The following is a 14,252-nucleotide window of genomic DNA, read 5'->3' as shown; positions in this document are numbered from 1 at the left end:
GCTGATGGCTGAGCGCAGGCTTAATCCGCGGGCATTCACGCTCTCCCTGGTCGACCTCTCAAAGATGGATGTCCTCTATGATGCGGTTAACGAATATGCCCTGGAGGCTCTTGCCGACATCGATTATGACTATTTGAAAGCGGCATACTACGACAGGGCGGCCAGCGACAGCTTCAGCATGCAGCAGAATGACATCGACAATTTCTATTGTGTCGATCTGGGAGATTATCTCTATCATATCATTATCAGCGAAGGGGTTGGTGCAGCAGTCAAATCCAGGGCCGGTCAGGTCATGACCGCCTTGAGCAATGCCGTGATATATCAAAGGCAGTACAAGTATCCCGAGGCCTCGGGATTGAGCATCTTCCATGACATGTGGGTAACCGACGACCTTTATCCGCCGTCATTCTACCGTGAGATAGTGCTCTTCGGCGCCAATGCCTGGACCGATTATGTCGACATGGTGATAAACCTGGAGCCCTAGCGATTTGCTGTAACAGGTCTTTATTCCTGATATTTTCATTATTGGTTTTCAGTTTTTGTTATGGGCGGCAGATCACTGGGTTCCGAATATACTCTTGCTCTATTTTTATCAGGGATAATGGCTGTGGATAAACGGCAATCTTGTGAGAAGAAAAATAAAACTAATCATTTACAATACTTCAGTCGATAATATGTTGGAAAAGAAATGATTCGTTCCCGTCCTGTGTGGAAAAACTACATTAACGGATGAGACCAGAAAATAAGGCGTCTAGACAAATGCTGTTTAAATTGTATGAGAGCACAATAATTCCGGAGGAAAGATTTATGAAAAAAATAGCTTATTTTTCCCTGATAATGAGTTTTATATTTCTCGCAGGCACGGTAACGACGGTTCAGGCCGGTCCAGTCAAACATGAAAAACTCAGGATTTATACCGATTCATTTGAGCCCCTCAATTACCTCGATAACGGCAGGCTCACCGGATTATCGGCCGAGGTGGTCCAAGAGCTCATCAAGAGAACCGGGACGAAAGCGGACATCAAGGTGGCCGCCTGGGAAGAGGGGTATAAGGCAGTCATGAATAAGCCGGGCGCGGCACTTTTCTCGATGGCCATGACACCCGAACGAAAAGAGATGTTCCAGTGGGTAGGGCCTATTGTCATTCAGGACACGAATTTCTATGCGAAAAAAGGTACGAATACAGGAATAGTCAGGCTTGAAGACGCAAAAAAGGCCTCGAAGATCGTCGTGGTGAAGGACTATGCCTCGGAGGAGCAACTTAAGAAAGCGGGGTTTACGAACCTGGAAACAGTCATAACAGAGGATGCAGCCATAAAGAAGCTCCTCAGCGGCGAGGCGGAACTTTTCCCGAGCGGCAATATCACAATGCCCTCACTGCTGAAAAATAACGGGGCAACCATGAGTGATGTGGAGAAGGTCCTTAACCTGTCCACGAACATGGGCTACATCGCCTTCTCCAAAGGGACTTCCCCCAAGCTTGTAGCCATGTGGCAGAAGAAACTCGATGAGATGAAGAACGACGGCACCTTCAGAAAAATATACGTAAAATGGCTGCCTGCCGAGACGCCGCCAGAAATAATCCAGATGGTTACCGAAGAATATCCGCCGGTTACATTCATGAAGGACGGAAAGGTCACTGGTTTTGTTACCGAAATCGTGCGCGAGATAAGCAAAAGACAGGGAATCCCGGACAATGTAAGGCTCACCTCCTGGGACGAGGCCTACAACCTGGCGCTTATCAATCCGAATGTGGTGCTGTTCAGTTGCGAGAGAACTGAAAAACGGGAAAAGCTGTTTAACTGGGTAGGGCCGGTCGGAAAGAACAGCTCGATATTTTACGCTAAAAAGGGTTCGGGCATAAAGATGGAGAGCCTGGAGGATGCCAGGAAAGTGGCAGCCATCGGCACGGTAACCAGCTGGTTCAACGAGCAGGACCTCATGAACAGGGGATTTACGAACCTTGTCAGTTCGCAGCTTCCTGCCGATAACGTCAAAAAGCTCATGAACGGCGAAGTCCAGCTCTGCGTCTTCACGGACATCACGGTCGGCGACATCGTGAAGAGCGCCGGATACAGCATGGACGATCTGGAGCCTGTCGCGACACTCAGCAGCTCCTATTTCTATATTGCGCTTTCTCTCGGAACACCGCAGGAAACCATCGATAAATGGAAATCAGCGTTAGACAGCATCAAGACTGACGGCACCTTTGAAAAGATATACCTGAACTATATCCCGGGTGCGGACATGACCGATCTCTTGAGTGTAGAGGGATCGTCCTCTTATTATCCAGGCGAGTGCAGCGGGATGTCCAAACTGCCGCCAAAAGAAAATGAGCTGATGGAATTCGTCTGCAGCGCCAAAGCGCTCGCTTTGGCCAATATGAAAAAGCTGGGCAAGGAGGCCGGATTGGCCGCGACTTTCAAGGAATTTGACAAGCAGGCGTCAGATCCTGAGTGCAAAGCAGGCAAATGCCGGTTTCAGAAGGGCGAACTCTACATGTATGCCTATGAAAACGAAATGAAGGATGGACGCGTCGTAAAAATCAAATGCCTGGCGCATGGCGCCAAACCTGATATGATCGGAAAGGATTTCTTCAATGCCGGTTTCGCGATGAAGGCCTATCCTCAATACGGGATCAAAGAGCAGAAGGACGCCAAGTTTTTCCAGATGGTATCGGACGCGGCCTACAGGAAAAAAGGATATAGCGACGGCTTCGTCCTGTTCATCTGGCCCAATCCTGAGGACGGCAACAGAATATGGCTTAAGAAAGGCTATTCAACGAAGCTTACCGACACGATCTGGATAGGCTCCGGGATATATATTGAGAAAGCCGGTCAGTAAATAAATCTGTATTCCCGGCAGGGCAGGGCGGCACATGCGGTCGTCCCGGCCCCGCATTTATTCATGCCTTCAGTTTCAAATCCGCAGGGGGTACCAACTCAAGTTAATCAGTTAAATGTCGATAGAATATGTACAAGTTGAATGAATAAAATATCCTCGGAAAGCAGGAGAGCGGCGTGAAGAAAACGTTCATAAGGGTTGTTCTTTTCCTGTTGCTCATTCTTGTTTCCTCGCCTCTCCTGGCGATCGATGCGGAAGAAGTAAATGAGGCCATTCGCGAAAAGGGCGCCGATTGGATTGCAGGGGAAACGTCGATCTCGAAACTTCCGCCTGAGGCAATCAAGCGCCTCGTATCGCTGAAACCCGGCAGCAAGTCCGGCATGAAAGCCAAATCAAATAAGGTTTCCGCCGAGGCCATAATACCTGCTCATGTTGACTGGAGAAACATGGGCGGCCACAATTACGTCACAGGTGTGAGGGACCAGGGGAATTGCGGTTCATGTTATGCCTTTGCCGCAACGGCCGTTCTTGAATCCCGCATACTCATTACCAGCCGGTCACCCGATATGGAATTGGACCTTTCTGAACAGTCGATGGTTTCATGTGACTCTGAAAATTATGGGTGCGACGGAGGGTTTCTGGACGTTGCGTTTGATTTTCTGAAAAAAACGGGTGCACCCCTTGAAGCATGCTACCCTTACACTTCCGGGACAAGCGGAATAGCCGGCAGATGTGAAGGATGTGCCGACTGGCGGCAAAATACATATCGGATTACGTCATTTGAAGATGTTTCAACTTCGGTAGAGTCAATAAAAAGCGCGATTGCCCGGTATGGGCCGGTATTAACCGGATTTACAGTCTATACTGACTTTTTTTACTACCAGTCGGGGATCTATCGTCACACAACCGGCAAGGTTGAAGGAGGACATGCTGTAGCAATAGTCGGTTACGATGATGCACAGCAGTGCTGGATAATTAAAAACAGCTGGGGGCCTGGCTGGGGTGAAAACGGATATTTCAGGATAGCGGCCGGTACGAACGAATGCGATATAGAGGATGAGGTATATACCGTAAACTTCGCCACGGTACCAGGTGCTTCCTTTGTACTGAGCTCTTCCGGCATTGATTTCGGCATGCTCCTGCTTCCCGATCAGCCGTTCCTGACCCGATCATTTACAATCACGAATAACGGGTCCGTGACGTTGACGGATACCTCCTGCACTGTGACAAACCCGATGTATTCCGTGATACCTTTTTCCGATCTGGATATAGAATCGGCAGCATCGCTTGATATTCAGGTGATGTTCACCGGACAGGCAGGAAAGACCACCAATACGGCAGAGCTGCAGGTGGACTCCGCCGGGATCAGCAGGAGCATATCTTTGAGCGGCCAGGCCAACACAAGACCTGATCAACCGGTAAATCTTCAGCCTCCCGATGACGGGTCGGTAAATATGGGGCAGCCGGTTACACTTTCCACATCGGAGTTTATGGATGAAGACGGTGATGCGCATGAAGCAAGCCGGTGGCTTATTCAGGATTCATCGGGAAGCATCGTCTATTCAGGTTCTTTTGATACGGTCAATAGGACTGCATTCACAATTCCTTCCGGCTTGCTTGACTCGGGGTCGAAGTACTACTGGCAGGTAATATACCGGGATGACCGTGGAGCCGAATCCCAAGCTTCATCATTAACTTCGTTTACAACAGAAAGCGCTGTGCCGGAAAGTTCATCATCAGGCGGGGGCAATTGTTTTATTACCAGTGCTGTATTGTGAGGACAGCAGGAAATACTTCATCAGGCCGTGGTAGCTTTTTGAGCGGGTATATATTAAAATAGTTTTTAATTTTTCTATATCGAGGGGATTATGAAGAACCTTAAAAGAGCCTTTTTGACAGGATTGTTATTGACGCTGGTTGCCTGCATCCCTGCAATAACATTTTTCTGGATTCCGGATGGTCTTGTAAAGCCCGAAAACCGCGAGAGCTTTGTCCCCGAATCTCCAGAAGGCTATGAACTTGAACTCGTTTTTGAAGACGACTTTAACGGGACGGCGCTCGATGAAAGCAAATGGAGCTTTGAAGACAACTCGCCCAGGCGCGACGGCTGGTGGGAGAAAGAGGCGGTAAGCCTCGACGGCGAGGGCAATCTCGTCATGACTACATATGAAGAGGACAGCAGGTTCATCGACGGCTGCATCACCTCCAAAGGGCTCATAAGCCTCATGGAAGAGCCTTACGGCTATTATGCGATAAGGGTTAAGTTTCACAGAGAGCAGGGCCACTGGCCCGCATTCTGGATGATGGCCGGCGATGAAGGCAGCATTGGAAACGGAGGCGTTGACGGTGCGGAAATAGACATATTCGAAAAGCCCACGCTCGATAACATGATTCAGCAGACTATCCACTGGGACGGTTACGGAAGCGAGCACAAGTCTTCAGCCAGAAAGGTCTTTTTAAAGGGCGCAATGGAAGGATGGCACACGGTGGGCCTTTTATGGACGCCTCAAAAATATGTCTATTACATCGACGGAGTAAAGACCTGGAGCCACAGCTATGGAGGCGTATGCGAAAAGCCAGGGGAACTCATCATAAGCGATGAGATCGGCACCTGGGCAGGAGACATCAAGAAAGCCGATTTGCCGGATTCCTTCCTGGTCGATTATGTCAGGGTGTATGCCTTGAGGGTTTCAGGATAGGATTGTTCAGAGACGAACAGGCCCTGAATCGGGCTTTATATACTCGGGAAAGTCCTGATAAATTCACAACCCTCCAAGAAGCTGCGATCTCTGGTATCTATCTTTTAAAAAGTTTCAGTTAATAACCGTTATATTTAAAATAATTTTGTCGATACAAATATTAAACAATTTATCAGGTTATCTTAGGGGAATGGATATGAATAGAAATTTAATGATGGTTATGATGGCGGCCTTTAGCCTGTTCTTTCTATTGTTCATGTCCTGTGGATGCGGCGGGAGCAGCAGCAGTAATGATGCACCGGCGAAAATAAATCTGATGATTGATGAAAACGAAGACGGCCTCCCGGACGAACTTGTCGAGGCAGTCAACGAGGCCCTTGATGTCGCGAAGGAATCGGGCGACCCTGACAGCATCGATTCTCCCGAGGAAGAGGCGGCGTTTCAAAATGCTTTGACGACATTACTAGCAAAGATGCCTTTTTCCGATGAAACCATCAAACTTCAGCTTGAAATAAATGATCTTTACAAACAGGTAGCGGACCCGGCAATAGACACTGAAAGAAGTGACGTCCTTTTGGATCAGATTGAACAGGACCTTCAAGAGATGCGCCGGGACGACATGAATTATAACATAGTGCAGGATGCGGTTGCGACCATGCTCGATAATACCAAGGATTCGTCCCCGTCAGGCGAAGCAGGTGTGAGCGGCCGTCCCGATTATGACTCCATGCAGAGGGGAGATATCCTGTTCGGCAGATCGTCAGGTATAGTCCCTCATCTGCCATATGTGATCGACTTCACCCATGCGGGCAACTACCAGGGCAACAGCTTTGTTTATGAAGCGGTCTCGGACGGAGTCATCATCCGTCCGCTGTCGGTGTGGAAATCGGATTACGGCCGCGTTGCGCTTGCGCACAGCAACCGTAAATCGGTTTACCAAATAACATCGGCATTGGACTGGGCTATTATACGTTACGGGACTGCCAGCATGTCGGGTTATAACTGGACGGTATTCGTCCCTCACGACAAAAAAACCGAGGACATTTGTATTAAGCCTCCATATCAGAAGCGATGCCTTTACTGCTCACAGCTGACATGGAAGATACACGACCATGCAGGCGTGAATGTGGACAGCAACAACGCCAAATATATTGCTCTGGCGGCTCTCAAATATCTTGGTTACGGCGGTATTATGTCCGCTGCATCGGTATCTTATCTGATGGGGATAATAATCCCAGGGGTCATGCCCGATGAAATCTATAGAGATAAAAGCATCAACGTTTATTCAGACGGCAACAATCTTGCCATCACACCCATCAAGGCGCCGACGGATGTGATTCAAATAGGTATAGAAGCAAGAGAGATCGGATTTTACAACCCGTCGAAAGACAATCACGTATGTATTAACGGGGCTTCAGCGCCAAAAGGCGAACCTCTGGATTATTTCGCAACGCTTTACTACTATGACGGAAACGGACAGAGGCATGTAGGGGTGGAAGGCAAATGGTATCCTACGCCGCTGATCCTTTTCCCATCGAAGCCCGAATTGTCAGGGAACAGCGTTTCGTTCGAGGTGACAGTCAAGGCGCGTCTGAAGAGGGATTACGCAAGTGAATCGGCCGAATATACCAGGAAGTTTCCCCGTATTCGGTAACCGCCACTTCCGCGGACGGGCATTATGATATCCGATTTCAAGGATTTAAAGTTTAGCGACAATCATGAACTGCGGGTTTTTGATACAGGTTTGAAATCCATATAACCTACTATTCATACTCATCTCCCCCATTGATATTCAACAGCGGATTTATATCTTATATCGGAAAGCCTGGAACGAAAGGTTAGAAATACCTGTACACATTAGAGAAGCGCAGATGTCTAACGAAATTGCGTACTATGAAGCTGTTTGGTTGAGAGAGTCCTGTATGGACTTTATCTGAGATATTCTATCGCGACATCCGGTATTGAAGAAACCCCGGGTTTGGCAATGAGTTCAACGAATCTGGCGCCTTTTGACGGATGGAAAAGATTGGCGGAAGCGCTTCCTCTGATTATCCATGCCGTATCAAGGCCTCGCTCGGTACCCGCCAATGCAAGCACTTCAATGCCTTCAGGAATTACACCGGCATCCACGGACATGAGAACGCATTCCAGGCAGACCAGCGTTCCCGTGGATATCAATTCAAGGGTTTTCGCCATAAGATCAAGTCCGGTGACTTTCTGCAGGTGTACTCTCATTGAAAAAGACGGGCCGAAAAATGGTATTGTCCCCTGGACGATTTTTACGTTGAGTCTGTCCAGCTCCTTTCTGTTTTCAGGTGTTACAGTCATGGGAACTTTCAACAAACCCCGGTTTGCCCATTGGTCACGGATAACCGCCAGTTCGGCAATATCTGCAAAGGGGCCGGTATTCATTTTGCCTACTTCCCAGCTCATCCCCTGCGGGCACGTCACACAGACTATTTTTTTATCAGGGAGAATTCCGGCAAGCTTTATAGCGGAGTCTCCGGTTATCGAAGCCACAACGATATATTCATATTTCGAGGAAGCCGACTTTGCAATTCGGATGGTCTCATCGGTGTTGACAGGCCCGGGTCTATCAAAGACTTTCATAAATGCAGTCCCCTTTTGATTTAATCATGAATTCAGTCACAGGATTAATCTTTGGTATTTTAAAGGATATGTCAAGAATCAACGCTTTGATGCGATCTGATTTCGGGACAATATTTTACTCAATTGCAAACGGGCCCTTGTACGTTGAATGATAAGCCTGTTCGTTTTTCGCTTTAAGTGAGTTACTTTTCATCAGCATATCAGGCAGGGTATGGCTGTAAGTATTAACGGAATAGGCAGCGGCTTTGAGCATCTGTTCTTCGATTATGTAATTCAGGTTAGCCTCGGTATCATATGGGGTATGATAATTGGGGTCACAATGATCACCTGCTGTGCCGCCGTACTTCATCACCTGTTCTTCGCTTTTAATCTCGCTGGATCCTGCGTATATCCCTCCTACAGGGATATTCCTGTCGGCAAAGGGACCGTGATCGGATGAGCCTGATATGGCCGTTGGATCTGTCGGAAGGCTGTTTAATGCAAAGTAATCATTAAACAGCTTTTCTATCTGTTCCGAACCCGGCGGCCCCGGATTGGGAGAATCGGAACCGTCGCCGTCATACACGAAACGAACGTAATTGGGTGAGGCGAGCATGTCGAAGTTCAAATACATTGAGATTTTTGCCAGTTCTGCAGGTGACAGGTGTGACACATAATATTCGGAGCCGAGCAGGCCTTCTTCTTCAGCGCTGAAGAAAACGAACCGTACCTTGTAAGCAGGGTCGATATGAAGCAGTCCCATTTTGCATGCAACCTCGAGAATGGCGGCTGAACCGCTGCCATTGTCATTGATCCCTGGGCCGTTGGAGACTGAATCGAGATGAGCGCCGACAACTACTGTATGATTATCGTCACCGCCCGCTGTGTCGGCGATGATATTACAGGTTTTAAGTGCTTCCAAAGCACCATCAACCTTCAAATTTATACTGACCGTCATACCAGTATTTATCAGATTGTATAATTCTACGCCTATATTGTAATTTAAAGACACGACCGGAACAGTAATATTATAGCTTCCCAATGTTGATCTTACAGCACCGGTGCGATCGGGCTGACCTTCATTCATGATAATGACACCGGTAGCTCCGGCAGCCTGTGCATTGGCGGCTTTGAGGCCGTAGCTGCAGCTCCCTCGTTGAAGCAGGGCGATTCTGCCCGGAACGAAGCCGGTAAAATCGGCCGTCTCGCAACCGCTGTTGCATGTATTGGGCGGATTATCAGCAGACATGGGAATGATGAGATCCACCGGCTGCACTTCGGCCGTTATGTTGCCGCTTCCGGAATAGCCGATGGTCATGAAACCATTTGAAACATCAGGTGGATAGATAACGGAATTTGGACTGACCTGATTTAAGACAGGGGCTGACAGATCCTTGTAAATTGGAAGGTCAAATTCCTGAATAACGGGTTTGTATCCGGAAAATTCGAGCCAGTCTTTAACATAACTGACTGATTGTTCAAAACCGGGAGTACCGGGAAAGCGGTTGCCATTGTTGCTGTCAGCGATATTCTGAAGCATTAACTGATGGTGCTGTACCATTCTTATGTCAACAGACTCCTCAAGCGTTTTAGGGCTTTGCGTCGAGTCGGAGCAGGCGAGGATTGTTGAAAGAAAAAAACAGCTCACCAGTAATAAAATGTACCTGAATGCAGATTTGGCATAAATTCCATGATGCATTCTATCCTCCGGGTGTAACGATATACAGATACCCATATCTGACTTAACGGACGTTCGGGCAAAATCTTTATTAATCTTTTAAATAATCAAATACGTGCAGTGTGCAGGTTTAATTGATGATAAAAATCCTTATTGAATCAGAGAAAACGGATTATCTTGGCGGACGTTCCGGTCTTGAAAATGAACGGCAGCAACCCTAATTCAGACAAAAGGAGAAAATTATGAAAATCGACCTTTCACCTCAAACCATATTGCTCCCCGCTCCGGTTCTCATCATCGGGTCATACAGCCCGGACGGCAAACCCAATATCATGAATGCCGCCTGGGGCGGCATCGCATCAAGCAAGCCGCCCTGTGTAAGCGTGTCTCTCAGGGAGGCGACGCTTACTTATCACAATATCAAAGAGGCCGGGGCGTTCACGGTAAACATACCATCCGAAAAGTATTTCAGAGAGGCTGACTTTGTCGGCATGGTATCGGGAAGAGACCATGACAAGTTCAGGGAGACGGGGCTCACTCCTGAAAAGAGCAAACTTGTCAATGCGCCTGTCGTAAAAGAATTTCCCTACGCCCTTGAATGCAATCTTATCAAAATGGTCGAACTCGGGTTGCATACGATGTTCATCGGGGAGATTGTGGGCATGGTCGCCGAGAGCGAGGCTGTAAATCCCCAGAAGTTTCCCGATATCGAGAAGGTTCGGCCCATGCTCTGGGGTTCATATGGCAGCATGGCGTATTATGGTATCGGCAGCAAGCTTGCCGATGCCTTCTCTGTCGGCAACGAATTGAAACGATAGAGTGGGGCTATAAGGAATCCGGGAATTCCTCGAAAATCACCTCGATAGGAATCGCAAAGCCAATGCCTTTGGCCTGTCTGACGTCCAGGGTATTAACACCCAGGACATACCCCTTTATAATGCAGTTTTTTTCAACCCTGTTTTTTTATTCCATTTTTCATGTGCTGATTATGTTCCGGACAGGACGGAAACCCCGATAAAGCACATACCAGAGGATGATCCGTCATCTGATGATTCAGAACCGGATTTGCTGCCGTTGCTGTCACCGCCGGATGATTCTTCCTGAGATTGTCCGTCCCTGCTGTTCATCAGGTAGTCGTTTGCTGCTGAAAACTCCCCGGGTATTGTGCCGCCTGCCTTTGCGCCGGTTATCCATTTCCAGGTAATGCCTTCACCGGACGTTGTGGTGGTGGTGAAATCGATTCTTGCCCAGTCTTCCTCGTCATCCGGGTCATCCGGGTTATAGAGCATGATGGTGTTTTCGGACGGTATGAGGACCGGTGCCAGATGCGGGAAGTCCGAGTTCGAGATGCTCACGCGGATGCGGTGCCCTTTCTTGAATACGTTTGATGTAGGCCAGAGCTCAACGACATAGCGGTACACCTTGCCATCTTCGATCGGATTAAAGTCGGGATGCTGAGCATCATAGGTGTCCGCATAATAGAAGGGATTGAACGGTGTATAGTCAGGATCGGTCTTTGCGGGGTCTTCAGGGTCGTAGGGGCGGTGCCATGCTGAAAGCCAGCCCGAGGTGATATTTTTGGCCCGTCCTTCCGGGAACACGTCGTTGAGCTCCACTATCCACTGTACATCCCGTCTGGTACGGATGTCCAGCAGCATGACGTCATCCAGGTTCATGGCATCCTTGAGCAATGCGATACACTGATCGACGACAGCTTGGGTGAGCAGCCTCGTGAACCGTGTCTTTGCCAGGAAGGTCAGGGTGAGCGGTCCGGTTATCTCGATGTCCTTTTCAAGTGGTTCTGTCGAGAAGGTGAGCACACCGACCTCATCTTTGCGTTCGTCCTCGGAGGGGGATTCGCTGTCCTTGTCGACTCCATCCTGATAAAGGGATATGTCATAGCTCATATCCTGTCCGCCTGCCAGCCAGCGAGCATTCGAGCGTGACTTTCTTCCGTGGAATAAGGGAGGGTCATGCCTTAATACAGGCGCCGTGCCATAATGGTCAGCGATGCTTACGTCTTCGACAAGGGAGTAATTGCCTGTGGCATTCAGTGCAGAGAACCAGTCACTGCCGATTGCGGAAGGGCGCTGCACTGAAAGGTAAAGCTTTTTTTCCTGAGTCCGGCCTTTGACTTTTGTGAGCGGCCAGTCCTTTTCAGCCCTCCATCTGTCTGCTCCCATTACATACTGCAATACCGGATATTCCTTCATGAAAGGGTCATCGATCCCCTTGATCTTCCAGTCGAACCAGCGTGCAGCCAGTTCGTTGCTGCCGAGACCGGAAAGGCCCAGTCCCATCGCGCCGGTGATGTGGTACCAGGGGCCGATGACCATGGCCTTATCGCCCGGTGCGTGGTTGGCAAGCCCGTATTCATAGCATTCACTTTCGCCGAGCGTAAAGATGTCGAACCAGCCGCCGATCATGAAAACAGGCAGTTTGGCCGGGATCACGCGTTTGCCTTCCTCGATAGGCGCGCCGTTATCGTAGCGCCAGCCTTTCTTAGGCTTAACAGGGAAGTAGAGCGATGCGTTCTTGAGCTTGAACCAGTCGCAGTAGTTCATATGCACGGGGTTCATAACCCAGTTTATCGTATCGCTTATATTTTCAATGTGCGAGGTCCAGATGTCCCATTTCTCGGCCTGTGCGCCGGGGTCGTTTGTAGCTATAAGCGGCATTACTATGGAGCTTATATTGGTGATTGTGAGCCAGATTATCATGAATTCTCTCTCATACATGCCGCCGTGAACCGCGATCACGCGGTATGGGTCGCTCATGGGCAGTTGCGGGAACAGGGCCTTTAAATGTACGGGTTCGCCTGTTGCTGGATCTGTATTGATGAGGCCGCCTGCCATAAACTGGATGATCGCCATATATGAGGCGCCTATCATGCCGACCTTGCCGTCGGACCAGTCCTGAAAGGGAATCCAGCTGTCGATGACATAAGCGGTATCATAGTGCTCGATAATGTCAAAGGCCGTCCAGTGGCCTCCGGCTGAACCAGTCCCCCGGTTGTCGATGGCCAGAACGTTATAACCGTGTTTGACAAGCGAATATCCCATCGGGATGCACGTTTCCCTGCGGTAGGCGGTGGATATCAGTATGGTGGGACGCTTCACATCTCCTGCGGGCCGGATGAGCGTGCCCCAGAGGTCAACCGCGGGCATGAGTTCGGGCTGTCCGAGGTCGTTGTTCCGGTATCTGTCAGGTATGTGAATCCTCACGCTTACATCGACGAGCGCATCCTTGATCCCTATTTTTTCCAGGCCCTCACGCAGAGACTTTTCGGTGGAAGTCATGGTATCTGCTGCAGTAAGCACAAGAGGCCAGACGGTCAGTATAACGGATGCCAGCAGGGCGGATAAAATACGTATGTTCTTCATGAACCCCCCTTTCATTCATACGAATCGAAATGTGTACGGATACAAGAGCTTGAAACGAACACTGTTAATATACAAGCATCCCGGCTGATAACGACGGGATGAGTAAAATATATTATCTATATTAAGAAGCCCGCTCTGAAAAGCAAACACAAATATTTCCGGGAAATGCCGTAGATTACCCTTTCAGGTTAATTAACCGAAAGGTTATATCTCAAGCTATTCGGGTGAGAGGTCTATATATGTAATTTTCAGATGTTGGCGGTCTTCTGCTCCTGCTCCTTTCCATTAAACCATCTTATTTCTTTCATGAAGTATGCCGATACGGGAGATATAACAAAAAAGTTAAAGGAGGGTATCCATGAGAAGACCAGCCATAGCTTTTTTTATCCTCACCGCATGTTTCTTTATCCCGGCCAACAGTGTCTTTTCCGACAATCTGCCCACGCAGATAGAAGCGTTGCGCGGGACTACCTGGATCGGAAACGAATGCTGCCGGTGGGAATTTGCATTCTCACATAAGAGCGGGCCCTTTTTCAGGGGTGAGTGGAAAAACCCCAACGGGCAGAGGCTTACGGACGACAATATCACAATAAATATCATAGGCGACGACAGGGTTGAGATAATCCGAGGCGGCGGGTCTTCTATGGGCGGCTGCACATACACAGGGACAATACATGTCGGAGGGGCAAGCGGCCAGTATTCGTGCAACGGCCGGTACGCAGGCACCTGGAGCGCCGTTATCAGATAATAAGCCGCTATTTCAGTTCGGAGTCAACCCGGATGGGAATGGGGAGATGATCGGATTATTTATCTGATTGTTGCTGTTTCTTCTCTTTTCTGTACACGGCGGGGATTACGAGGCGGCACAGGAGCTTCCTCCATCCTGACAGCATGTTTAATCTGGCCGCAAGGTTTAAGCCGCAGTTGCCGCATTCCTTAGCATACCATGAAAACGGCGTACCGCAGGAAGGGCAGGACCAGCGCTTTTTCTGAGACTCAAGCCAGTGTCCGGCCCCGTCACGCCTGATTTCTTCCAGGCTTGATGCCGCCTCGCGCGCA

10 protein-coding genes are annotated in these 14,252 nt (G+C 49.1%); 7 read left to right on the top strand and 3 right to left on the bottom strand.

The genetic code is table 11. The features are described from left to right. The first annotated feature begins 4 nt into the window (after window positions 1–4). The 5 genes from VIS94_10585 (at window position 5) to VIS94_10565 (ending at window position 7,197) form a co-directional block, all read left to right on the top strand. Complete coding sequence (locus VIS94_10585) at window positions 5–484, top strand: hypothetical protein (GenBank protein HEY9161520.1); 480 nt, start codon at window positions 5–7, stop codon at window positions 482–484. A 323-nt stretch (window positions 485–807) separates the two neighbouring features. Next, complete coding sequence (locus tag VIS94_10580; GenBank protein HEY9161519.1) at window positions 808–2,844, top strand: transporter substrate-binding domain-containing protein; 2,037 nt, start codon at window positions 808–810, stop codon at window positions 2,842–2,844. A gap of 176 nt (window positions 2,845–3,020) precedes the next feature. Next, complete coding sequence (locus VIS94_10575) at window positions 3,021–4,622, top strand: C1 family peptidase (GenBank protein ID HEY9161518.1); 1,602 nt, start codon at window positions 3,021–3,023, stop codon at window positions 4,620–4,622. Window positions 4,623–4,712: 90 nt separating this feature from the next. Beyond that, window positions 4,713–5,543 carry a glycoside hydrolase family 16 protein gene (locus tag VIS94_10570; protein HEY9161517.1) on the top strand — a complete coding sequence of 277 codons (831 nt, stop codon included), beginning with the start codon at window positions 4,713–4,715 and terminating at the stop codon, window positions 5,541–5,543. A gap of 196 nt (window positions 5,544–5,739) precedes the next feature. Continuing rightward, window positions 5,740–7,197: a hypothetical protein gene (locus VIS94_10565; GenBank protein ID HEY9161516.1), complete on the top strand. Its 1,458-nt coding sequence runs from the start codon at window positions 5,740–5,742 to the stop codon at window positions 7,195–7,197. 275 nt (window positions 7,198–7,472) lie between these two features. Here VIS94_10565 and VIS94_10560 read toward each other — a convergent pair whose 3' ends face one another. Both VIS94_10560 and VIS94_10555 read right to left on the bottom strand, forming a co-directional pair. After that, entirely contained in the window at window positions 7,473–8,153 is a 681-nt protein-coding gene (locus VIS94_10560) for a hypothetical protein (protein HEY9161515.1), read from the bottom strand. Window positions 8,154–8,268: 115 nt separating this feature from the next. Then, window positions 8,269–9,831 carry a M28 family peptidase gene (locus tag VIS94_10555; GenBank protein ID HEY9161514.1) on the bottom strand — a complete coding sequence of 521 codons (1,563 nt, stop codon included), beginning with the start codon at window positions 9,829–9,831 and terminating at the stop codon, window positions 8,269–8,271. Between the two features lie 221 nt (window positions 9,832–10,052). Between VIS94_10555 and VIS94_10550 the strand changes: the two genes are divergently transcribed. After that, entirely contained in the window at window positions 10,053–10,628 is a 576-nt protein-coding gene (locus tag VIS94_10550; GenBank protein HEY9161513.1) for a flavin reductase family protein, read from the top strand. Between the two features lie 168 nt (window positions 10,629–10,796). Here VIS94_10550 and VIS94_10545 read toward each other — a convergent pair whose 3' ends face one another. Beyond that, window positions 10,797–13,193, bottom strand: a complete 2,397-nt coding sequence (locus VIS94_10545) for a CocE/NonD family hydrolase (GenBank protein ID HEY9161512.1) — start codon at window positions 13,191–13,193, stop codon at window positions 10,797–10,799. A gap of 358 nt (window positions 13,194–13,551) precedes the next feature. On the opposite strand from VIS94_10545, the gene VIS94_10540 reads away from it, so the two are divergent. Further along, window positions 13,552–13,941 (top strand): hypothetical protein, encoded by a 390-nt coding sequence (locus VIS94_10540; GenBank protein ID HEY9161511.1) that lies wholly within the window; start codon window positions 13,552–13,554, stop codon window positions 13,939–13,941. Window positions 13,942–14,252: the final 311 nt, after the last annotated feature.

This window comes from Desulfomonilia bacterium (assembly GCA_036567785.1).
GTDB lineage: Bacteria > Desulfobacterota > Desulfomonilia > UBA1062 > UBA1062 > DATCTV01.
The sequence above is the reverse complement of the archived record's forward strand: the minus strand, read 5'-3'. Positions and strand labels throughout refer to the sequence as shown.

What these genes read in the sequence shown, in the direction of transcription:
- VIS94_10585 (HEY9161520.1), top strand. Translation starts at nt 5, where the DNA reads ATGGCTGAGCGCAGGCTTAATCCGCGGGCATTCACGCTCTCCCTGGTC.
- VIS94_10580 (HEY9161519.1), top strand. Translation starts at nt 808, where the DNA reads ATGAAAAAAATAGCTTATTTTTCCCTGATAATGAGTTTTATATTTCTC.
- VIS94_10570 (HEY9161517.1), top strand. Translation starts at nt 4,713, where the DNA reads ATGAAGAACCTTAAAAGAGCCTTTTTGACAGGATTGTTATTGACGCTG.
- VIS94_10565 (HEY9161516.1), top strand. Translation starts at nt 5,740, where the DNA reads ATGAATAGAAATTTAATGATGGTTATGATGGCGGCCTTTAGCCTGTTC.
- VIS94_10560 (HEY9161515.1), bottom strand. Translation starts at nt 8,153, where the DNA reads ATGAAAGTCTTTGATAGACCCGGGCCTGTCAACACCGATGAGACCATC.
- VIS94_10555 (HEY9161514.1), bottom strand. Translation starts at nt 9,831, where the DNA reads ATGCATCATGGAATTTATGCCAAATCTGCATTCAGGTACATTTTATTA.
- VIS94_10550 (HEY9161513.1), top strand. Translation starts at nt 10,053, where the DNA reads ATGAAAATCGACCTTTCACCTCAAACCATATTGCTCCCCGCTCCGGTT.
- VIS94_10545 (HEY9161512.1), bottom strand. Translation starts at nt 13,193, where the DNA reads ATGAAGAACATACGTATTTTATCCGCCCTGCTGGCATCCGTTATACTG.
- VIS94_10540 (HEY9161511.1), top strand. Translation starts at nt 13,552, where the DNA reads ATGAGAAGACCAGCCATAGCTTTTTTTATCCTCACCGCATGTTTCTTT.